Origin of the sequence: Pseudarthrobacter sp. AG30, assembly GCF_003116525.1 — a bacterium.
Lineage (GTDB): Bacteria > Actinomycetota > Actinomycetes > Actinomycetales > Micrococcaceae > Arthrobacter.
In genome coordinates this window covers 329,902-350,832 of the sequence record NZ_QEHL01000001.1, presented here as the reverse complement: position 1 = coordinate 350,832, position 20,931 = coordinate 329,902, and the positions used below count along the sequence as shown (strand labels likewise).

General features: G+C 67.0%; 21 protein-coding genes. 7 read left to right on the top strand and 14 right to left on the bottom strand.

From position 1 onward, the window contains the following. Window positions 1-258: 258 nt before the first annotated feature. Window positions 259-1,188 (top strand): NADP-dependent oxidoreductase, encoded by a 930-nt coding sequence (locus DC347_RS01680; protein WP_109044223.1) that lies wholly within the window; start codon window positions 259-261, stop codon window positions 1,186-1,188. Between the two features lie 15 nt (window positions 1,189-1,203). Here DC347_RS01680 and DC347_RS01675 read toward each other — a convergent pair whose 3' ends face one another. Then, window positions 1,204-1,914, bottom strand: a complete 711-nt coding sequence (locus tag DC347_RS01675) for a TetR/AcrR family transcriptional regulator C-terminal domain-containing protein (RefSeq protein ID WP_231369923.1) — start codon at window positions 1,912-1,914, stop codon at window positions 1,204-1,206. Window positions 1,915-2,052: 138 nt separating this feature from the next. Here DC347_RS01675 and DC347_RS01670 point away from each other — a divergent pair, with 138 nt between their 5' ends. After that, a complete protein-coding gene (locus DC347_RS01670; RefSeq protein ID WP_109044222.1) occupies window positions 2,053-3,444 on the top strand; it encodes an NAD(P)/FAD-dependent oxidoreductase in 1,392 nt (463 codons plus the stop codon). 66 nt (window positions 3,445-3,510) lie between these two features. Further along, entirely contained in the window at window positions 3,511-3,993 is a 483-nt protein-coding gene (locus DC347_RS01665; RefSeq protein WP_018763393.1) for a pyridoxamine 5'-phosphate oxidase family protein, read from the top strand. Between the two features lie 21 nt (window positions 3,994-4,014). On the opposite strand, the gene DC347_RS01660 is transcribed toward DC347_RS01665, so the two are convergent. After that, the gene (locus tag DC347_RS01660) at window positions 4,015-4,623 is read right to left on the bottom strand and encodes a hypothetical protein (RefSeq protein WP_018763392.1); all 609 of its coding nucleotides are present in this window, start codon (window positions 4,621-4,623) and stop codon (window positions 4,015-4,017) included. 60 nt (window positions 4,624-4,683) lie between these two features. After that, window positions 4,684-5,301, bottom strand: coding sequence for a hypothetical protein (locus DC347_RS01655; RefSeq protein ID WP_240617664.1), 618 nt, complete (start codon window positions 5,299-5,301; stop codon window positions 4,684-4,686). A 154-nt stretch (window positions 5,302-5,455) separates the two neighbouring features. Here DC347_RS01655 and DC347_RS01650 point away from each other — a divergent pair, with 154 nt between their 5' ends. Continuing rightward, complete coding sequence (locus tag DC347_RS01650; protein ID WP_109044220.1) at window positions 5,456-5,836, top strand: VOC family protein; 381 nt, start codon at window positions 5,456-5,458, stop codon at window positions 5,834-5,836. Window positions 5,837-5,839: 3 nt separating this feature from the next. Here DC347_RS01650 and DC347_RS01645 read toward each other — a convergent pair whose 3' ends face one another. Further along, window positions 5,840-6,244, bottom strand: a complete 405-nt coding sequence (locus DC347_RS01645) for a DUF5997 family protein (RefSeq protein ID WP_026265045.1) — start codon at window positions 6,242-6,244, stop codon at window positions 5,840-5,842. Between DC347_RS01645 and DC347_RS01640 the strand changes: the two genes are divergently transcribed. Together DC347_RS01640 and DC347_RS01635 are read left to right on the top strand one after the other, a co-directional pair. After that, window positions 6,207-7,028: a LysR substrate-binding domain-containing protein gene (locus DC347_RS01640; RefSeq protein WP_206073865.1), complete on the top strand. Its 822-nt coding sequence runs from the start codon at window positions 6,207-6,209 to the stop codon at window positions 7,026-7,028. The genes DC347_RS01645 and DC347_RS01640 overlap by 38 nt on opposite strands. 128 nt (window positions 7,029-7,156) lie before the next feature. After that, window positions 7,157-7,690, top strand: coding sequence for a MarR family winged helix-turn-helix transcriptional regulator (locus DC347_RS01635; RefSeq protein WP_109044219.1), 534 nt, complete (start codon window positions 7,157-7,159; stop codon window positions 7,688-7,690). Between the two features lie 46 nt (window positions 7,691-7,736). Here DC347_RS01635 and DC347_RS01630 read toward each other — a convergent pair whose 3' ends face one another. The 8 genes from DC347_RS01630 to DC347_RS01595 all read right to left on the bottom strand — a co-directional run bounded on the left by DC347_RS01630 (window position 7,737) and on the right by DC347_RS01595 (window position 17,671). Further along, window positions 7,737-8,075 (bottom strand): hypothetical protein, encoded by a 339-nt coding sequence (locus DC347_RS01630; RefSeq protein WP_109044218.1) that lies wholly within the window; start codon window positions 8,073-8,075, stop codon window positions 7,737-7,739. Window positions 8,076-8,084: 9 nt separating this feature from the next. Next, window positions 8,085-9,335 carry a D-arabinono-1,4-lactone oxidase gene (locus DC347_RS01625; RefSeq protein ID WP_109044246.1) on the bottom strand — a complete coding sequence of 417 codons (1,251 nt, stop codon included), beginning with the start codon at window positions 9,333-9,335 and terminating at the stop codon, window positions 8,085-8,087. Between the two features lie 817 nt (window positions 9,336-10,152). Next, a complete protein-coding gene (locus tag DC347_RS01620) occupies window positions 10,153-11,925 on the bottom strand; it encodes an amidase (protein ID WP_109044217.1) in 1,773 nt (590 codons plus the stop codon). Further along, window positions 11,922-13,022: an agmatine/peptidylarginine deiminase gene (locus DC347_RS01615; RefSeq protein WP_018763382.1), complete on the bottom strand. Its 1,101-nt coding sequence runs from the start codon at window positions 13,020-13,022 to the stop codon at window positions 11,922-11,924. The genes DC347_RS01620 and DC347_RS01615 overlap by 4 nt, the downstream gene beginning before the upstream one ends. Window positions 13,023-13,071: 49 nt before the next feature. After that, a complete protein-coding gene (locus DC347_RS01610) occupies window positions 13,072-13,782 on the bottom strand; it encodes an alpha/beta fold hydrolase (protein ID WP_109044216.1) in 711 nt (236 codons plus the stop codon). A gap of 44 nt (window positions 13,783-13,826) precedes the next feature. Next, on the bottom strand, window positions 13,827-14,990 hold the full coding sequence (gene rsgA, locus DC347_RS01605) for a ribosome small subunit-dependent GTPase A (RefSeq protein WP_109044215.1): 1,164 nt from the start codon (window positions 14,988-14,990) through the stop codon (window positions 13,827-13,829). A 286-nt stretch (window positions 14,991-15,276) separates the two neighbouring features. Continuing rightward, window positions 15,277-16,317, bottom strand: a complete 1,041-nt coding sequence (locus DC347_RS01600; RefSeq protein ID WP_109044214.1) for a hemolysin family protein — start codon at window positions 16,315-16,317, stop codon at window positions 15,277-15,279. Next, a complete protein-coding gene (locus DC347_RS01595) occupies window positions 16,310-17,671 on the bottom strand; it encodes a hemolysin family protein (protein ID WP_109044213.1) in 1,362 nt (453 codons plus the stop codon). The genes DC347_RS01600 and DC347_RS01595 overlap by 8 nt, the downstream gene beginning before the upstream one ends. Before the next feature lie 246 nt (window positions 17,672-17,917). On the opposite strand from DC347_RS01595, the gene DC347_RS01590 reads away from it, so the two are divergent. Next, window positions 17,918-19,069 carry a GGDEF domain-containing protein gene (locus DC347_RS01590; protein ID WP_026265040.1) on the top strand — a complete coding sequence of 384 codons (1,152 nt, stop codon included), beginning with the start codon at window positions 17,918-17,920 and terminating at the stop codon, window positions 19,067-19,069. Between the two features lie 24 nt (window positions 19,070-19,093). Here the strand turns inward: DC347_RS01590 and DC347_RS01585 are convergent, their stop codons facing one another. Both DC347_RS01585 and DC347_RS01580 read right to left on the bottom strand, forming a co-directional pair. Continuing rightward, complete coding sequence (locus tag DC347_RS01585) at window positions 19,094-20,209, bottom strand: Gfo/Idh/MocA family protein (RefSeq protein WP_109044212.1); 1,116 nt, start codon at window positions 20,207-20,209, stop codon at window positions 19,094-19,096. Beyond that, a complete protein-coding gene (locus tag DC347_RS01580; protein WP_018763375.1) occupies window positions 20,194-20,892 on the bottom strand; it encodes a ThuA domain-containing protein in 699 nt (232 codons plus the stop codon). The genes DC347_RS01585 and DC347_RS01580 overlap by 16 nt, the downstream gene beginning before the upstream one ends. Window positions 20,893-20,931 lie beyond the last annotated feature (39 nt).

The window sequence follows — 20,931 nt, the reverse complement described above, 5'->3', positions numbered from 1 at the left end:
CATGGGCTTCTGCCGGCCGGTGAAGACTTTGGCGTCGCTGATGGGAACAGTGAGCGGCAGGCGCGCGGTGGACAGCTTGACGTGCCGGATCAGATCGACAGTACTCATTGATACTCCTAGGGGCGTGACTGGGCTCCATCGCCCACCTCTTTAGGATATAAGTTGATAACTTGTATTACAAGTTTGGGCTTTTGTTGTACTCACCACTCCGGGATCGCGGCAGGAATAGCGCCGGGCTGCGGTGCTGTTGACCCAGGCATGAAAGCAATTACCTACAGCGAATACGGCAGCCCCGATGTCCTTGAGCTCACCGAGCAGCCCATGCCGAAGGTGGGTCCGGGAATGGTCCTGGTCAAGGTGAAGGCGGCTGCAGTCAATCCGGTGGACTGGAAGATCATGGCGGGTTACCTGGATGCGGCCATGGACCTGCAGTTCCCGGCGATCCCGGGATGGGATGTGGCAGGCGTGGTGGAGTCGGTGGGAATCGATTCCCGGCAGTTCAAACCCGGCGACGAAGTGATCGCCTACGGGCGCAAGGACTACGTCCACGGCGGCAGCTTCGCCGAATACATTGCCTTGCCCGAAAGGCTCTTGGCGCGGAAACCCGCCGCCCTTGACTGGAGCGGGTCCGCAGGCCTTCCGCTGGCGGGCTTGACTGCCTACCAGGTGCTGAACCGCCTTGGCCTCAGCGCAGGCGAGACCGTACTGATCCATGGCGGCGCCGGCGGCGTGGGATCCCTGGGCATCCAGATTGCCGTGGCGCTGGGCGCCGAAGTCATTGCGACGGCGTCGGAAAAGAACCACGATTTCCTCCGCTCCCTGGGCGCGCACCCCGTCACGTATGGTGACGGTCTTGCCGACCGGGTCCGGTCCCTGCGGCCCGGCGGGGTGGACGTGGTTGCCGATTTTGTCGGCGGCAACCTGGCGGCCACCCTCGACGTGCTTGCAGAAGGCGGACGGCTTGCTTCGATCGCCGACAGTGACGTTGAAGAGCATGGCGGCACCTGGATGTGGGTCAGCCCTGTCGGCGCCCAGCTTCAGGAACTGGCGGACCTGGTGGATGAAAGGAAGATGCGGGTGGAGGTTGCCGAGGTGTTTCCCCTGGCCCGGGCCGCGGACGCATTCCGGCTCAACATGGAGGGGCATACCCGGGGCAAGATCGTGGTGACGGTGGATCACACAGTCTGAGTCCGCAACTGCCCGTTATTTCCTGATTGCGCCGAATCCTGCAATCAGCGCCTCGAGTCCGAGGCGGAAGGCGGTGTCGGCCGGGCGGCCGCGTTCCTGCCCGGCCGAGGCCTCCTGCCCTGATGCCGAATGTCTCACGGCCGCCGTGAAATAGGGCGTGGATTCCGCCATTGAACCGGCGTCGAAAATGTCCTCGGGCGCCGTGACGTCGTAGGCGGAGCCGAAGATAAAGGACTCCAGTGCCACGATGGAGGGTACGATCCGGTCCTGGGGAAAACCGGCGTCCGAAAATCCCTTGCTGACGGTCTCGTACATGGCGAGGGTCTGCGGGGCATCCGTCACAGGCAGGACGGCGATGACGGGAATCAGCGGGGTGTGTTCTGCAAAGACATCCCGGTAGCTCCAGGCCCAGGTGCGCACGGCGTCTTCCCAGCTGCTGCCGCCGAATCCGGAGACATCCACCAAGGACATTAGATGGTCCTCCACCAGGAGCAGCACGTCGTGCTTGGACGCCACGTGGTTGTAGAGGGCGGACGGCGCAACGTCCAACACCTTGGCGAGGGCGGCCATGGTCAGCCCGTCATAGCCTTTGCGGCTGACCAGCTTCAGCGCGGCCGAGGTAATCCCCGCTTTGTCCAAGACCGCCGCCGACGGCCTGCCCGCCCGCCTCTTCTGCGCGCCCCCGCTGGTGGCGGCGCGTCCCTGTGCGGCTGATAGTGCCGGCATTCCTGCCCTTTCGTCGGTAGTCTCCAGCATTATTCCATCCGGGACTTCCGCTCCCGGATGCCACCGGTTATAGTTCTACTAAATGAATGCCATTCATTTAGTGGTTTCCATCACTAGGGAAGCCGAAGAGAGGACATCATGCTGAACCTGAACCGCGACGTCGTGGTCGTTGGAGCCGGGCCGTCCGGACTCACCGCCGCCCGTGAACTGAAGAAGGCCGGCCTCACCGTCGCCGTACTTGAGGCCCGCGACCGCGTGGGCGGCCGCACCTGGACGGACACCGTGGACGGCGCCATGCTCGAGATTGGCGGCCAGTGGGTTTCCCCGGACCAGACCGCCCTCCTGGAACTCCTCCGGGAACTGAACCTGGAGACCTACCCGCGCTACCGCGACGGCGAGTCCATCTACATCGGCGCGGACGGCACCCCCGTGCGCTACACCGGCGACTCCTTCCCCGTGGACGCGGACACCGCCGTCGAAATGGACCGCCTGGTGGCCCTCCTGGACGGCCTGGCCGCCGAGATTGGCGCCACGGAACCGTGGGCCCACCCGAAGGCCCGCGAACTGGACACCATTTCCTTCCATCACTGGCTGCGGCAACACTCGGCCAACGAGGAAGCCTGCAAGAACATTGGCCTCTTCATCGCGGGCGGCATGCTCACCAAGCCGGCCCACGCCTTCTCCGCCCTGCAGGCGGTCCTGATGGCCGCCTCCGCCGGCTCGTTCACCCACCTGACGGACGAGGACTTCATCCTCGACCGGCGCGTGGTGGGCGGGATGCAACAGGTTTCGCTGCTTCAGGCGCAGGAACTGGGCGACGACGTCGTCCTGGACTCCCCGGTGCGCACCATCAACTGGGAGCAGGATGCCGACGGCGGCTACCGGGCTGCCGTCGAGTCTGACCGCGCTACCGTCAACGCCCGGTTTGTGGTCATGGCCGTGCCGCCCAACCTCTATTCCCGAGTCTCGTTCAACCCGCCGTTGCCGCGCCGCCAGCACCAGATGCACCAGCACCAGTCCCTGGGCCTGGTCATCAAGGTCCACGCCGTCTACGCCACTCCTTTCTGGCGGGACAAGGGACTTTCGGGTACCGGCTTTGGCGCGGATGCTTTGGTGCAGGAGGTCTACGACAACACCAACTACGGAGATTCCCGCGGCACGCTGGTGGGCTTCGTCTCGGATGAGAAGGCGGACGCCGTCTTTGAGCTCAGCGCCGACGCCCGGAAGAAGGCCATCCTGGAATCCATTGCCGGCTTCCTTGGCGACGAAGCCCTGGCTCCGGAGGTTTACTACGAGTCCGACTGGGGCTCGGAGGAGTGGACCCGGGGCGCCTACGCTTCCAGCTACGACCTGGGCGGCCTGCATCGTTACGGCAAGGACCAGCTGGCACCCGTGGGTCCTATCTACTGGTCCTCGTCCGACCTGGCCGCGGAAGGCTACCAGCACGTCGACGGTGCCGTCCGCATGGGGCGCCTGACCGCCGCGCGCATCGCCGAGGTGGCGAAGGTTCCGGTTGCCGCCGGCTGGTAAATAAGCATGCTTACTAATAGGCTGGCGGCGGGGAGCGTCCCCGACTTCAGACGAACGAGGTGAGGCATGACTGACGCGCAGAGCATCAGCAAGGTTACTGAGATCATCAACGATGCCAAGATTGGGATGGTCACCACCATCAACGAAGAAGGCGCCCTCGTCAGCCGGCCGCTGGCAGTCCAGGAGGTCATGGACGACGGCGATATGTGGTTCTTCACCGGCCTGGGCACCTCGCAGGTGGCGCACGTCCGGGCAGATCCGCGCGTCAACGTCGCCTTTGGCAAGAACACCGAATGGGTTTCCGTTGCCGGAACCGCCGAGGTGGTCACGGACCGGGCCAAGATCCACGAAATGTGGAACCAGGTGGTCGAGGCGTGGTTCCCCGACGGTCCGGACACCCCCGAAGTGTGCCTGCTCCGGGTCGAATCGGACTCCGCGGAGTACTGGACCAGCCCGGGTGGCACTGCGGCCACCGTGCTGCAGTGGGTGAAGTCTAAGGTCACCAACAGTCGGATGAGTGTTGGCGAGAGCGGAACCGTGGAGCTTTAGCAGAACCAGGGGGCGGAGCGGCTACGGCTGCTCCGCCCTTTTCAACGCCTGCAGGACTGCCGGCAGCAGCACGTCATTGCGGCCCCACAGCGGATCCAGGATCTCCACGTACCAGGAGTCCGCGAGGAGCAGGGCCAGGGCATCGTTGGTTTCCACGGCCCAGTCCCGGATCTGTTCCTCTTCCACCGGGTTTTCGCTGGAGCCGAGGACCGTGGTCACTTCCGATCCGGCGATGGTCACGGGGATGGCTGCGCTGCTGGCCTCGCCAGGCGCGTGCGCCACCGTCACCAGTTCGGTGCGGGTGGACAGCGCCAGCAGTTCACCAGCGGTGGCCGCACTGCAGAAGCCCGTGACGTATTCGCGTTGCGCCGCCGCACCGTCCCGGATGCCCGGTTGGGATTCCTTGGTGAAGAGGCCGTGCCGGTTCAGCTCTGCCAAGGCCCCGGCGATGGGCCTGGTCTCGTCGTCGGAGCCCGGGGCAAAGTGTCCGGGCTGGTAGGAACTACCGCCCTCCAGCCACCGGGCCGTCAGTTCCCCGGCGGCCTCAAGGGTAGTGGCTTGGCGCCAGACTCCACGGTCCTCCAACAGCCGGCCGAACTTGTCACGGACGGGCACTTCCTCAGGCTTCATCTTCGGATGCTATCGCCGGGGCGGCGGCCCGATCCACCGCCCCCGACACAGCAGTTAACCTCAGCCGGCCTGGTCGGCCGGCTGGCGGGATGGAATTCCGGCCGCCCGTTCGGCCGCCGCCAGGGTCGCCGCCAGGCTCCCGACGGCGTCCGGGTACGTCGCGTGCGCGGCAGTGCGCAGCTGGTCCGCCGTGCGCATCGCCTTGATCAGGGCGGAGGTCTCCGGCAGGCGCACGTCCGTCAGGGCGGGGTAGTCGATCATGCTGGCCGGATCGAGCTCATAGCGGCGCCAGCGGAGCAAAAGCTCGTCATGCCGAGCCGTCGCCGCCTGATGGGCAGAGAGCTGCCGGCGGTGCTCACGGCGGCCCGCATGCCAGGCCAGGTACCGGGGGGTGGCGTGGTGGGCGGCAATTCCCGCGGCCACCGCCGCGCCCGCCATGACAAGCCCGGACCAGGGGGACACCATCGCAGGGATGATCAACGCCGGAAGTGCAACGCACGAGCCCAGGAAAAGGTCCCAGAACAGCTGGTCCGGCACCTCGGCGGCGCGGCCCTTGGGTCCCAGTGCCCGGCGTCTTACGGCAAAAACTGTGGCGGCCACGCTGGCAACCAGGACCGGACCACACAACAGGACCGCCCACGCACCTTGATGCAGTCCCTGGAACAGGAATTCGGCCATGGCTGACATTGTGCACCTCCAGCGCCCGCAGGCCCCGGCCGGAACGCCCGGGCTGGTCATTCCATTGCATCGTCTTCCGGGCACCGCGTCAATGGCGTCAGGGAATGGCCACAGGGGGTACTGCAAAGCATCGGGAGGTGGGTAGCGTGGACCCATGCGTATCAAAATGTGCAGCATCCATGTCCAGGATCCCGCAGCGGCCCATGCCTTCTACACGGGGACCCTGGGCTTTGACACGCTCATGGCCATGCCTGAGTACAACCTCTACATCATCAAGGACCCCGGCGCGGACGACAGTTCCACGGGGTTGCTCCTGGAGCCCAGCGACAACCCGATCGGCGCGGACTACATGAACTCCGTGCGCGAAGCGGGCCTGCCCGCCATCGTCTTCGGCGTCCCGGACGTCCAGGCCGAATTCGAACGGCTGACGGCGGCCGGCGTCAGCTTCAAGACGCCGCCCACCACGGATCCCTTCGGCACCAGTGCCGTGTTCGACGACGGCTGCGGCAACTACATCCAGATCCACCAGGACTGAGGGCTACTCCGCCTTCGCGCGGTCCTTCTTGGCCTGCTTTTTCGCCGCCTCTTCCTTGACCCGCTGGGCCTCGGCGCGGACGGCAGCGTGCGTGGAACGCTCGGTGACCAGCCATTGTGGCGGTGCCTGCAGCAGGGCGGTGATTTCCGCCGTCGTAAGCGCTTCCTCCACGCCGCCGCGGGCAAGGCCGCTGATGGACACGTTCAGCTTCTGTGCCACCACCGGGCGGGGGTGCGGGCCGTTGCGGCGGAGCTCGGCGAGCCACTCCGGCGGGTTGGCCTGGAGCTCGGCGAATTCCTCGCGGGTGATGGTTGAATCCTGGAACTCCTGCGGCGCAGCAGGCAGGTAGATGCCAAGTTTCTTGGCAACGGTGGCCGGCTTCATGGACTGGGAGTTTGCAGAGGTCATGCTTCAAGGGTATCCGGGCGGCGGGTACTGTGAAGACGTGCCCGCCGACAATACCCCTGCCCCTGACGCCCCGGACGCCGTTGCCGGCGCAGAGCCGCGGATGCTTCGCATCTCCTACGTGGCAGGAGTGACGCCCGGTAAGTGGATCCGCCGGTGGGAGGAGCGGATGCAGGATATTCCGCTGCGCGCATCCATGGTTGACGACGGCGACCAGCTGGAGGTGCTTCGCGACGGCAGGGCGGACATGGCCTTTGTCCGGCTTCCGGTGGACCGGACCGGCCTCAATGTCATCCCGCTGTATGAGGAGCAGCCCGTGGTGGTGGCCCCCAAAGGCCACGAGATCTCCGTGTTCGAGGAAGTGGCGCTCGCCGACCTGGAAGAGGAATCGATCCTGGATGTGGCCTCATTGGGTGGACCGGAGGCGGCGCTCCAGGTGGTTGCCACCGGCGCCGGGCTGGTGATCCTCCCCATGCCGGTGGCGCGCCACCTCAACGTCAAAGACACGGTGGCGCGGCGGCTGACCGGGTTGGACGGGACGGAAATCGGGCTGGCCTGGCCTGTTGACGCCACGGACGAGGTCCTTGAAGAGTTCATCGGCATCGTCCGCGGGCGCACTGCCCACAGTTCGCGGCAGCCCTCTGCCCAGCCGGTCAAGGAAAAGAAGGATCCCAAACCGGACCGGCGGGGAACCGGCACCAAAAAAGCCCCGAAAGTGGCCCAGCGCTATGCTCCCAACCCGGACAAGGGCCGTGGCAGGGGATCGCGGAAAAAGGGCAAAAGATAATCATTCACGGGTCCGTCGCGGCCAAATAATAAGTCTACTTGCGAATATGTTGCTAAGCATGCTTATTGTAGGAGGGTAGCGACGCGGGGTGACCAGCACCTTGCCACCTGCAGGAAGGCCGCGGCCCGATGACCAGCAACCTCGATCCTGATGCCCGGAGCAGTTACCGCCTGATCGCGTTGGCGGCGCGCCTGATCCAGCGGCGCCAGGACGATGCCCTGGCCCACCTTGGCCTCACCCGTGCCGCCGTCATTGCCCTGGAAGGGTTGACGGAGGGTCCGCTGAACCAGGAACAACTTGCCGAGGAAATCCGGGTCCAGAGCCAGACGCTGGGCCGGGTCCTCCTGCGGCTCGAAGCCGCCGGCCTGATTACCCGGACCCGCCAGGTCACGGACCGCCGGCAACTAAAGGTGGAACTGACGGATGCGGGCAGTGCCGCGGTCGAAGCCGCACGGGAAGCGGAGGTCAACGCCTACCCGCGCGACTCCGATATTTCGTGGAAAGCCCTCCGCGAGGAGCTGACGAAGTTCGTCCACGCGGTCCCGCCGGGCCATGACTCCGGAGTGGTCCCCTTCGCGCCGCCCGAACACCGTACGGGGCACCGCGGCCAGGCCAGCCGTGCCGGCGGCATGCGCGGCTGGGACCAGCCCCGGCAGAACTGATCACACGCGGGGAGCGTGCCGAACGTCCGCGGAACCCTCGTGCTGGTCAGGCCGGGCAGGCGTCCTTGAGGGCTTTGACCGAGTCCGCCGGCACCTGGTCCCCGGATGCAGCCACGTCGCCGAGCGGCGTCGTGATTTCCGCCGGGACCCCGGCCTCCCGGGCCGCGGACACCAACCCTGCCAGCGCCTTCTTATCGTCCACGCTGACAAGTCCGTCCTGGACCCTGGCGCAGATCTGCTTGGTGACCTCCTGGGCAACGGCGGAGGCGGCCTGGGAAGCGGCGGCGCTGGCCGCGTTGCCGGCCGCGTCCCCTGCCGCTCCGCATCCGGTCAACAATAAAGCTGCGGACAGGACGGCGGTGAGGGCTGCGTGGCGGCGGATCATGGTTCCAGCCTACCGGCGGGCGGGAACCCCCAGGATGCCGTCCAGCAGCCCATTCCGGAATTTGCCCTCCGGATCGTGCCCGCCGGCGAAGGCCCGGAAGTCTGCGAAGCGCGGATAGAGCTTCTCCCAGTCGTAAGCGTCCGCGGAAAACAGCTTTCCCCAGTGCGGCCTCGCCCCGAAGGGCCGCAGGGCTTCTTCAAGGACCGGAAGGAAAGCCTCCACCTCGGGTTGCATCGGCTTCCAGGTAAAGTGCAAGGCCACGCTCGGCTGCCGGAAGAACGGGCTGAGCCAAAACTCATCGGCGGCGCCGGTGCGGATCTCCGAGACAAAGAGCAGGGGTGCGAGCTCGTCCGCGAGGGCCCGGACCGCCTGGAGGGCCCCGGGGGCCTGCCCGATGGGCAGGATGAACTCGCTTTGCAGCTCGTCCCCGTTGCTCGGCGTGAATTCATGGCGGAAATGCGGCAGACGGTCCAGCCAGGGCCCGGGCTGGTCCAGCTGGAGGGTGCAGTTCTCGGCAGACATGTCCGGCAGTGGATGGCGCGGGCGCTGGGCCGGTGTGGCGCCATACAGGTTGGCCAGCGGCTCTTCCCCGGCAAGGGCTTTGAGCCAGACCTGGTTGACGGTGTCACCGGCATAGTCCGTAAAGAGGCTGACGCTGTAGGCGCTGGACACGATGTCGGTGAAGTCCTCCAGCGCGGCATCCCACGGAAGGTCTTCCAGGACGCGCTGGCGCATGCTGAAGCTTGGCCGTACCGCCAGTTCCAGCCCGGTGACGATGCCGAGGGCACCCATGCCCACCACGCTGGCCAGGAAATCGTCCCCGTCCTTCCGGGACAGCGTGACCTGCTCGCCCGAGGCCCGAACCATGTCGATCGATTCCACGGCGCCGGCCAGTGCGGGGTTGTTGACGCCGGAACCGTGGGTGCCAGTCTGCACCGCGCCGGCTACCGAGATGTGCGGCAGTGATGCCATGTTGTGGATGGCAAGGCCGGCCTCTTCCAGCTTCCGGCACAGGGCACCGTAGCTCACCCCGCCGCTGACCCGGACCGTTGAACGGTCCGCACCCACCTCCACCTGCTGGGGGAGTGCATCGAGGAGGACGTGCATGCCGTCCGTGTCGCCGACGCTGTTGAATGAGTGCCGTGACCCCAAGGCCTTCACCCGCGTCGATCCGGCGACGATGGCAGCCAGTTCGCTGACCGATTCCGGCCGCCGGACATCAGCGGAGGAGTATTGGAGGTTTCCTGCCCAGTTCTTCATTGAGTGGCTTTCGCTTGGTGTTGGGGTCATCCCACTGTCAGCGCTAACAAAGTGGGATGTCAAGGCACTTCCGCTGTGCGGGCGGCGGCCCGCCAGTGTCCGGGCCGTCCGATACCCGCCGGGAGGCTCGTGGCCGCGCTGCCCCGCGCCGCGGCAACCTGCGCGGACCTCCTCGCTGACCTCCCGCAGAACCGCGCCCACACTCTCATGGAGGGACCCGACGTCGGCTGCAAGGACCGTTTCGAGGCTTCCACCGGCGATTCCCTGTACGAGGCTGTGTACCTGGCCCACCTCCCGTGCCGTTTCCGGGCTGTAAGCAAGCGACTCCGCCCGGTCCAGTTGCCAGAGCATTTCGTGGAGCTGCCGCAGGACCTTGAAGGCGGCAAACATGTCCTTGGCCGACCGGGGGTCGTCCCGCCAGCTGGTCCCTCCGAAGAGCCGCTGGCTGACGGCCTGGCCGGCGCCGAAGCAGTCAAACGCCGTGCAGCCTGCGAACCCGCGGGCGCGCAGGCTGCGGTGGATGGTGCAGGAGAAGTCGCCTGCCAGGTTGGGGCACGGGGTGGCTGGCGGCTTGTCGATGGCAAAGTCCGCGGAGCGGGTGAATCCGAAGGCGGTGCAACACAGTGCAAAGCACTGGGTGCAGTCAGGTGTGAGGCGTGGGGTGGTGGGTTCCATGGGGGCTCCCTGGGGTGGTTCCGATCAGGGGCGCACGGAATCACCGTTCCCGTACGGAAGGACAAGAACTGCCGGCAGCGGGAGGTCACTGGGAATGCATGAAAGTCACTGCGACCAGAATAGCCACTGCGGGCGTGCTCTGTCAGGAGGTCCCTGTATCTCCTGCCTGCGTGGTGCGCGGCGGCGGGACGCGGCGGCTGCCGGTGGTTTCGAAGGCCGCGGCCAGCCGGAGCAGGTCCGTGTCGCTGTACGCTTTGCCGGCGATGGTCAGGCCCACGGGCATGGCAAGGTCAGCCGCGACTCCCATCGGGACCGTGACCGTGGGGATGCCCAGGTGCCGGGGGACCAGGTTTCCGTTGGCCACCCACACGCCGTTGCGCCACGCGATGTCTGCGGAAGCCTCGTTGCTGTCGGCATCGGCGGGTGCAACGTCGGCAGCTGCCGGGAACACCACGGCATCCAGTCCCAGCCGGTCCATCCATTCCTCCAGGTCGACGCGCCGGGTTTCCTCCAGCCCCGCCAATCCTTCGGGCAGGTGCGGAATATCGGCCAGGACTGGAACGCCGTACTCCCGGATCCAGGCGGGATAGTCGCTGATGTCGTCATCGAACCCGTCGTAGCGGTCCGGCAGCGAACCTTCAGGGGCTGGGAAGATGGCGGAGCCGTCCACGTCAGACAGGCGGTTCAGCCGCGGATCACCGTTGGCATCAAGGAAGTCATTCCACGCCCAGGCTGACAGGTCCACGATCTCCCGCCGCAGATACTCCGGGGACACGAATCCCCGCGTGGCGATGGTGGGCGCGCCCGGCCGGTCCCCTTCGTAGTTGGACACCACGGGGAAGTCCACTTCGATGACCTCCGCACCTGCGGCCTCGAGGTCCTGCCGGGCTGCGTTCCAGAGGTCCAGCACCGAGTTCCGGGTATTGATCCGCTGCCCCGTGGGACCACCGATGCCCGGATGGTCCGACGTCCCGGCGTCGGGATCGGCGTTGATGTACATCCGGGGGATACCCAGCCGCTTGCCCGCGAGGACGCCGGCTGCTGCGGAAGCGTCCGGCACGGCCAGCTCAACGTACGACGGCGGGCGGACACTTGATGCCTTGGGTACCGGCACCCACGGCTGGACGCGCCAGAAATCCCCGCGTGCCTCGGCGTCGTCCGCCACCACGACGTCCAGGACTTCGAGCAGGTCGGCCATGGTCCGGGCGTGCGGAACCACCACGTCCATGGTGGGCACCAGGGGCCAGTTTCCGCGGACGGAAATGACCCCGCGCGAGGGGGTATAGGCACACAGGGCGTTGTTGGACGCCGGGGCGCGACCGGAGGACCAGGTCTCTTCCGCGAGGCCGAACGCCGCGAAACTGGCGGCGGTGGCGGTCCCGGAGCCGTTGGACGAACCTGACGCGAAGGCGGCCGTGAGGTAGTCCGCGTTGTATGGGCTTTCTGCCCGGCCGTAGACCCCGCGCTGCATCCCGCCGTTGGCCATGGGAGGCATGTTGGTAAGCCCGATCAGGACTGCGCCGCCGGCCCGGAGCCGTTCAATGGTGAAGGCGTCGCGCTGCGCCACCAGGTCCTTGAACGCCGGGGAACCGGCGGCCACGGTGAGGCCGCGGACCTGGTAACTGTCCTTGGCCGTGTAGGGGATGCCGTCCAGCGGGCCCAGCGTGAAGCCGGCCGCCCGGCGCCGATCGGACGCCTGCGCCTCGGCCACCGCCGCAGGGTTCATGACCACCATGGCATTTAGACATATGCCTGATGAGTCATATTTTCGGATCCGCTCCAGGTACAGCTCCACCAGCTCCTCGCTGGTGACCTCGCCGGACTCGAGCGCCGCACGCAGCCGGCTGATGCCGGCCTCGACGACGTTGAACGGGCGGGCTGCGGGCGCGGACTTTTGCTCCTCGACCAGTTTCACGCGGCCTCCTCCCTCGGGGCAGGCTGCTGCTGGGTGATGCAGTGAATGCCGCCGCCGAAGGCGAAGATGTCGCGGGCGTCCACCAGTTCCACAGTTCGGCCCGGGTACGCGCGCTCGAGGATGCCTGCGGCGATGGCGTCGTTGGGATCATCGAAGCTGCACAGCACCACCACGTCGTTAGCCACGTAGTGGTTGATGTAGGACCAGTCCACCCAACCTTCGTCGTCCTTGAGGGTTGTGGGCGCGGGAACGTCGATAATGCGCAGCGGCCGGCCCTGGGCGTCCATTTGGCCGGACAGGACCGCCTTCAGTTGGAGATAGACGGCGTGATCCGGGTGTGCGGGGTCGTCTTGGCGGTGAAGCAGGATGGTGCCGGGTCCAGCGAAGGTTGCCACGATGTCCACATGGCCGCGGGTGCCGAATTCGTCGTAATCGCGCGTGAGTCCGCGCGGCAGCCAGATGGCCTTGCTGGTCCCCAGTGCCGCGGAAACCTCCGCTTCCACGGAGTCCTTGGTGGCGCCGGGGTTGCGGCCGGGATCAAGCTGGACGGTCTCGGTCAGCAACACTGTCCCCTCACCGTCCACGTGGAATCCGCCGCCCTCGTTCACCAGTGGACTTGTCCGGACGGGGACGCCGGTTGTGGCGGCGACGGCCTTTGCCACTGCTTCGTCGTTGCCCCAGGCTGCCCATTCCTGGGCGCCCCAACCGTTGAAGATCCAGTCCACGGCGGCCACTGATCCGTCCGGTTGGTGTACGAAGGTGGGTCCGCTGTCCCGAAGCCAGGCGTCATCGAGGGGGACCTCCACGATGTCGATGCCCGTGCCGAGCCATTCCCGTGCGGCCGTGGCGTCCCGGGGATCGGCGACCACGGTGACCGGCTCGTACCTGGCAATGGTCTGTGCCACCCTGGTCCACGCGGCGCGGGCGCGGTCAAGGGTCGGGCTGCCTGTTGGACCGAAGGTTTCGTTGGGTGGCGGAAATGCCATCCAGGTGCGCTGGTGGGCCTCCCACTCGGCGGGCATCCCGGTGGTGGCGGAGGGCGAAACGTGGTTGGGGGCGGCGGTGGCCCCAACGGCGGTCGAATAAATGAATGACATTCATTTATTATGGAGAGGCGGATGTGTCGTGCGCAAGGGTTACGCCGATTCAGTCCATGCCTGACCGGTCAACGGCCGCCAGGATGGCGCGTGCCAGTTCCGCCGGCTTGGTGAATTGCGGCCAGTGGCCGGTGGGCAGGTCGACATAGTCGACGTCGTGGACCCGCGCCAGCTCGGCGACGAACGGACTGCCGGCCGCGATCCACTCCCTGAGCAGGGCCGCGGGAAACTCGCACGCAATCACAGTGGCGGGCACGGCGTAGCGGCGCTCGTCATGCAGGTGCTGCCTGCCGTAGGCCACGCCCCGCGGTTCGGGAATGGCGTGTGCGCGGAAGGCCCGGCGGAGCCCGTCGTCCAGGTCCACCAGGTCGGCGTCATCGAAGCTTTCCCAAGGCGGAAGGGGAATGTCGTCACCCTCGGCGGGCAGTTCGTCATTGATCACACCCCCTTCGCCCAGTGGGCCGCTGTCCACGTAGATGGCGCGCTCCACCTTGTCCGGCGGTGCGTCAACGGCCCCGTGGATGATGGCGCCACCTCCCGAATGCCCCACCAGGACCACCTTGCCGCCGATGGCATCGACGGCCTGGACCACGGCGTCTATGTGGTCCTGCAGCCCTATTCCGGCCCGGCTGGAGTCCACCGATTCCAGTCCGGGCAGGGTCAGGGGGTGGGGGCGGTGGCCCGCTGCCTCCAGGGCAGGTGTCACCTCCGCCCAGGATGAAGCGTCCAACCAGAATCCGGGTACCAGGATGATGTCCATGACCGCACCCTACCCCCCACCCCCTGCGCCGGAGCAAGGGGCCGCTACCGCTTCCGGTTCCGGCCCTTCCCGGCGTTCCGGCTGCCGCGTTCGAAGGCCTCGCGCTCTGCGGAGCGCTGCGACTTTCCCGCGGAGACCACCTTCTGCTGCCACTCCCGGTGGTAAGCGCGCTGGGCGGCGACGTCGGAGCGGCGGGCCAGGGCTGCGAGTTCACGCTGCATCTTCAGGTACGAATTCCAGCGCCGTTCCTCCAGGACGCCCGCGTCAATCGCTTCCCGGACTGCGCAACCGGGCTCAGTTCCGTGCGCGCAGTCCGCAAACCGGCAGCTTGCGGCCAGTTCCTCCACGTCGCCGAACATCCCGCCCAGGCCTTCGCCGGCGTCGAACAGCCCGAAACCCCGCACGCCGGGTGTGTCCATCAGCACCGTGCCGTTGGACAGCGGCACCAGTTCGCGGGCGGTGGTGGTGTGCTTGCCCTTGAAATCGCCGGACCTCACCGCACCGGTCTCTTGGACTTCCTGCCCCGCCAAGGCGTTGATCAAGGTGGACTTGCCGGCTCCGGACGGACCCAGGAGCACAATGGTGCCTCCGGCCGGAATGCGGCCCATCAATTCGTCGATGCCGTCGCCGTTCTCGGCAGAGGTGGTCACCACGTCCACGCCCGCCGCCTGAAGGACCACCTTCCCGACGACGTCGTCCGCCACCTGCGCAAGGTCAGCCTTGGTGATGATCACCAGGGGAGTGGCGCCCGAGTCCCATACCGCCACCAGGGTCCGTTCCAGCCGGTTGTGGGTGAGCGGCCGGTCCACGGGCACCACCACGCCAACGGTGTCCATGTTGGCGGCAAGGACCTGCTCGGCGGACGAGTCCTCGAAGGCACGTTTGCGGCTGAGCTCGGACCGGCGGGGCAGGATGGCCAGGATCTGGCGCCCGCCGGCGCGGTTGGGGCCGATCCAGACCCAGTCACCGGTGACGGGCTGGTCGCCGGTGAGCGGGTAGGGCAGGTGGAGCAGCCCGTCGGCGACGGCGACCAGCAGCAGCGTTCGGTCCACGCGCACCACCCGCCCGGTGCCGGTGGCCTCGGGGTTGGGATGCGCGGCGAAATGGCGGGCGACGGCGGGCGTGTAGCCGTAGGCGAAAGGGCCCTCGGCCGTTGAAGGGTTGTTGATGCCAGGGTTGTCCAGGGCGTTGCCTGAAGGAATATGCACGTTGGTGTCCTCGGAAAGGTTCCCGGAGCAGGCGCGAGGTACCGGTCAGGAATCTCAGGAACGGCGCGTGCAACGGGAAAGGATGGTTGATGGTGTTGATGCGGGGCGCTCACGGCGCGCGGCAGTCGCAGTCATCAAAGCCACCTCCTCTCCCTCGTGCGGGTCCCGTCATCCTGCCGGGAACGGCAGGATGGGGCCGGGTCCCACTTTAGTGGCCGCCGGCGTCGGGCACCAGAGCCTGGACCACAAGGGTGCGGACTCCCGTGGATCCACCCCCCTCCGGCCGCTAGGCGCTGGTGGCGTCCTGGACCTCGCCCACCAGCTCCTCGATGATGTCTTCGAGGAAGAGCATCCCGGTGGTCCTGCCGCCGGCGTCGAACACCCGGGCCACGTGGGCCCCCGTCCGGCGCATGGCGGCCAGCGCATCCTCAAGGTCGGCGCCGGCGAAGGCCGAGGCGAGGCGCCGGATCCGCTTGGCCGGCACCGGCTGGTGGAACTTCGCGGCCGTGGTCAGGTCCATGACGTCCTTCAGGTGGAGGTAGCCGCCAGGTTCCCCGGCCGGGTTGGTCAGGATGTACCGGGAGTAGCCGTGCCTGGCTACGGCCAGCTGGATATCAGCAGGCGTGGCCGACTCCGGCAGCAGCACCATCTCCGCCAGGGGGACCTGGACATCTGCCACGGTCTTGGCCGTGAATTCGAACGCGTTGCTCAGGGTGCCGCTGGTGTCGGCCAGCATCCCGTCCCTGGTGGACTGCTCCACGATGGTGGCGACCTCGTCCAGCGTGTAAGCGCTGGTGGCCTCATCCTTGGGTTCCACCCGGAAGAGCCGGAGGACGGCATTGGCAATCCCGTTCAGCGACCAGATCACCGGTTTGAAAACCCGGGCCACCAGGACCAACGGGGGAGCGAGCAACAGGGCCGCCCGGGTGGGAACCGAGAAGGAGATGTTCTTGGGCACCATTTCCCCCACCACTACATGCAGGAACGTCACCAGCAGCAGCGCCACAACGAACGCGATGATGCTGATCGCCTCATAGGACAGGGATGTCAGGCCCAGCGGGATTTCCAGGAGATGGTGGATGGCGGGCTCGGAGACGTTCAGGATGACCAGCGAGCAGACAGTGATGCCCAACTGGCTGGTGGCCAGCATGAGGGTGGCATGCTCCATGGCCCACAGGGTGGTTTTGGCCGCCTTGCTCCCCGCCTCCGCCTTGGGCTCAATCTGGGACCGGCGTGCGGAAATGACGGCAAACTCGGCACCGACGAAGAAGCCGTTCACCAGCAGGAGCACGGCCAGCCAGATGATGCCGGGAAGGTAGTCACTCATGGGCCAGCTCCTGGGTCAGGTTGTCGATCATCCGGTCATGCGGGCTCCGCGGCGGTTCGGCGGCCCCGGCGGGAGTGAAGCGGAGCCGCTCCACGTGCATCCCCGCCACGCGCTCCACACGGAGGGTGCCGCCGTCGACCGCCACTTCGTCGCCCAGCTCCGGCAGCCGGTCCAGCTGGTCCGTGACGAACCCGCCAACTGTGTCGTACTCCTCCCCGTCCGGAACCTCGATGCCGGTGCGGTCCAGCAGTTCATCGGGGCGCAGCGCCGCGTCGAACGTGACGGACCGGCCAACCCGGACCACACCCGCCCGTGCGCGGTCGTGTTCATCCTCGAGTTCGCCCACTATCTCTTCCACCAGGTCCTCGAGCGTGACGATTCCGGCGGTACCGCCGTACTCGTCGGAGACGATGGCCACCTGGAGCCCCTGCCGGCGGAGGAGGCCCAGGAGGGTGTCCACGCCCATCGACTCCGGGACCCTGAGCGGTTCAACCATCAGCCCCGCCGCGGTGGTCCCGGCGCGCTGGTCCAGGGGCAGCGCGAACGCCTGCTTGACGTGCAGGAGGCCCAGCACCTCGTCCCGGTCGCGGCCGATCACGGGAAAGCGGGAGTAGCCGGTGGCCGTGGCAAGGGCCACAATGTCCTCGGCGGTGTCACCGGACGCGACAGCCGCCATGCGCACGCGCGGAGTCATCACGTCCGCTGCGCTGTACTCCGAAAAACGCAGGGTGCGGCGCAACAGGGTGGCGTGGTCAAGGTCCAAGACCCCTTCGACGGCGGAGCGGCGCACCAGGGAGCTCAGCTCCTCGGCGCTGCGCGCACCGGAGAGCTCCTCCTTCGGTTCGATCCCGAACCCCCGGATGATCCGGTTGGCTGTGTTGTTGAAGAGCAGGATCACCGGCTTGAACACAGCCGTGAACAGGGCCTGGAACGGGACCACCACCTTGGCGGTAGCCAGCGGCAGTGCCAGGGCGAAGTTCTTCGGGACGAGCTCGCCCACCACCATCGAAAAGACCGTGGCCAGGAAGATCCCGGCAACGGAGCCAACGGCGGGAACCACCGCATCGGGAACGCCCAGCGAGGTGAGCGGCGCGCTGAGCAGCCGGCTGATGGCCGGTTCAAAGGTGTAGCCGGTGAGGAGGGTGGTCAGCGTGATACCCAGCTGCGCACCGGAAAGGTGGGTTGAGGTGATCCGCAGCGCTTTGATGGTGGGGCCCAGCCGCTTCTCGCCGCGGGCCTGTCGGGACTCGAGGTCATGCCGGTCAAGGTTCACCAGGGCGAACTCGGAGGCGACGAAGAAGCCGGTACCGACGGTCAGGACCAGGCCGATGCCCAGCATGATCCATTCATACATTGGGGCGCCCCTCTCCTGTGGTGGCCGGTGGTCCGGTCAGGCGGCAGAGGGGCCAGGGCATGTGTGAAGGAGGGTCGTCCATAACCGGTTCAACTCCGCTCCCGCCGGCGAAGTTCCCAGCGGGTTCCAGATCCCGTCCAGTGCGGGGTTCCGCGCTTAATCATGGTGCGGGGTTCTTCTGCCAGGCGCGGCGGGGTGTGATACTTGCTGCGGCAGCATTCGGGCTTTTGGGGGGACTTCCTGCATATGGTTCTGGACACCGCAACCCTGCGCATCGCGTTTGGCCTGATGGCCCTGGCGCTGGTGGTCCTCTTCTACTTCTCCGCATACCGGGTGACGCGCTCGCCGTACAGCGGCTGGTGGTGCGTCGCCCTGGTGTTCTTCCTGGCGGGGTCGGGCTGCTTCCTGCTGAACGGCACCCCCCACCAGGTTTGGGCCAATCCGCTGGGTAACGCGGTGCTGGTGTACGGTGCGGTGGCGGTCTGGGCCGGGGCACGTTCCCTGCGGACGGCGCCGCCGCCGAAGTGGGCCTTCACGGGCATCCCGCTGGTCACGCTGGTTGCCTCAGTGCTGGACCACCCGGCCACCAACACATGGTCCGGTGGCGCCGTGTTCCTCGCCGCCATGAGCGCCACCATCGGGCTGGCATCCCATGAGCTGTGGCGCCTGGAACCCGGCTACTCGAGGGTCCGCATTCCCATGGCCGTGGCTGCTGGAGGGCTGTCCGTTTTCTACTTGTTCCGGTGGGTGGCCTTCCTCCTGGACGGCCAGGACGGTCCAGTGTTCGTCACGGTCTTCGGGTCCGCCGTGACCACCATGGTGACCATGGTGCTGCTGGTGGTGGTCTCCTTCAGCATGGCAGCACTGAGCAGCGAACAGCAGACGCGTGCCCTCCGCGTGGTGGCCACCCGCGATGACCTCACCGGGCTCCTGAACCGCAAGGCGTTCCTGGACCTTGCTGCCGAGCAGCTCGCAGACCGCGCCATCACCCGCGGATCCGGGGCGTTGATCCTTGCCGACCTGGACCATTTCAAGACGGTCAACGACACCTACGGGCACGCTGCCGGGGACTTCGCCCTGAAGGCCTTCGCTGACGCCTGCGTAGCCACCGTGCGTTCCACGGACTTGACCGGGAGGTACGGCGGGGAGGAGTTCGTCATCCTGGTTCCCGGGGCCAGCGCCGAGCGGGCGGAGGCAATCGCGGAGGAGATCAGCAGGCGGCTGGCCGACGCTGCCGCGCCGGGCGGACTGGAGCTGCCCACGGCCAGTTACGGGATTTCCGTCTACGACGCCGGCACCTCCAGCGTGGACCGCCTCATCGCTTCGGCCGATGCCGCCCTCTACCGGGCCAAATCGCTGGGCAGGAACCGCGCCGCCCGCAGCGACGAGATGCTGTAGGGCGGCGCGGCTCCCGACTGCCGGTCAGAGCGGCTGGAGGGCGTCCGCCTGGCCGGCAAGGAGCGTCAGGGCCACGGCTTCAGGCCGGTCCACGGTGCTCTGGATGGCCACGGAGGTGCCCTTGCGGGCCGAATCGAGGATGGATTCCATGACTTCCAGGACGTGGTAGGCCAGGGCACCTCCCGCGCGCGGTTCCTTGCCCTGCGGGGTGGAAGCCAGGTCAGCGATGCCGAACCCGCGTCCGGAGTCGATGTAGCCTGCGGAGGCGGGAAGTGTTTCCCAGTCCTCGGCGCCCAGGGAGAACAGCTGGACGTCGCCGTCGAAGTGGTTGGGGTCCGGCACCACCAGGGATCCGCGTTCGCCGTGGATTTCGATGTTCGGGGACTTGGACTTCACGGCGTCGAAGCTCATGAACAGCGTGGAAAGTGCACCCGAGGCGTGGACCAGGACGCCCGTGACGTGGGAGTCGATGTCCACGGCTACCTGCTCGCCCTGCCGCGGTCCGGACCCGATGGTTCGCTGGTTCCGGGTATGGCTGGCGGCACCCACCACGGACACCACCGGTCCAAGCAGCGTCACCAGGGCCGTCACGTAGTAGGGCCCCATGTCCAGGAGGGGCCCGCCGCCGGGCTGGTAGTAGAAGTCCGGGTTCGGGTGCCAGCGTTCGTGCCCCGGAGTTGCCATGGTGGCGGTGGCCGAGATGGGTGCGCCGATCAGCCCGTCATCGATCGCCTTCCGCGCGGTCTGGATTCCGGTGCCCAGGACGGTATCAGGGGCGCAGCCGACGGCGACGCCGGCCTCGCGTGCCGCGTCCAGCACCTGGCGCGCCTCCGCAGTCGTGGCAGCAAGGGGCTTCTCGCCGTAGACGCTCTTCCCGGAGGCAATGGCCTTCAGGGCGATTTCCGCATGCGCGGCGGGGATGGTCAGGTTCAGGACCAGGTCGATGTCGTCAGCGGCGAGCAGTTCGTCCACGGAGACGGCGCGGACTCCGTCGTAGTCATCCGCCACGGCCTGGGCACGCGCGGGATCCAGGTCCGCGACGGCCACCAGCTGGATCTGGTCCAGGCGCCGGAAGTTGGCGAGGTACTGGGCGATGATGGCTCCGCAGCCAATGATCCCTACGTTCAACGGCTTGCCCACAGCAGGCCCCTTTCGATGATGGTTCGTACGTTCCGGTCCTGCAGGATTTCCACCCGGTGCCCGGGCGTGCAGACGAAGATCCGGCCCTTGCCCCACTGGCGGGTCCAGATGGCGGGGGAGGTGACTTCGCGGTGCCAGGGGTCCCACTCGCGGACTTTTTGGGTGGTGGTGGCGAGGACGTCGATGTAGTCGTCCGAGAGGACCCAGTACTGCTCGGTCTCCAGGTCGAAGTCCTGGATGCCCCGGGTGATGGGGTGTTCGGCCGCCGCGGGCAGCATATTGACGGTATAGGGCACATAGTTGTCCGACTGCTCGCCGATGCACTCATCCGGGTGTTTGCCGGGGTGGCAGGCGAACTGGCCGCCGATGAGGTGCAGGTAGTCGGAGGTGTTCCGGTAGGAATCGGCGATTCCACCGTGCCAGCCGGCCAGGCCGGTGCCGTTCTCCACGGCGGCCCGCAGTCCGGCGAACTCGTCCTTTTCGATGGTGGACATGGTCATGCACTGCACGATCAGGTCCACCCCGGCCATGTACGCGGCGTCGGCGTAGACCTTGGGGGATTCCTCCACCCGGACGTCATAGCCGTTGTCTTTGAGATAGGGAATGAAGAGCTCGGTGGCCTCGTAGGGCTGGTGGCCGTCCCAGCCGCCCCGGACCACCAGTGCATGCTTGCGTTCTGTCATTGGATTTCCTTTGTTTGGCTCCCGGCCTCGCGGGCCGGA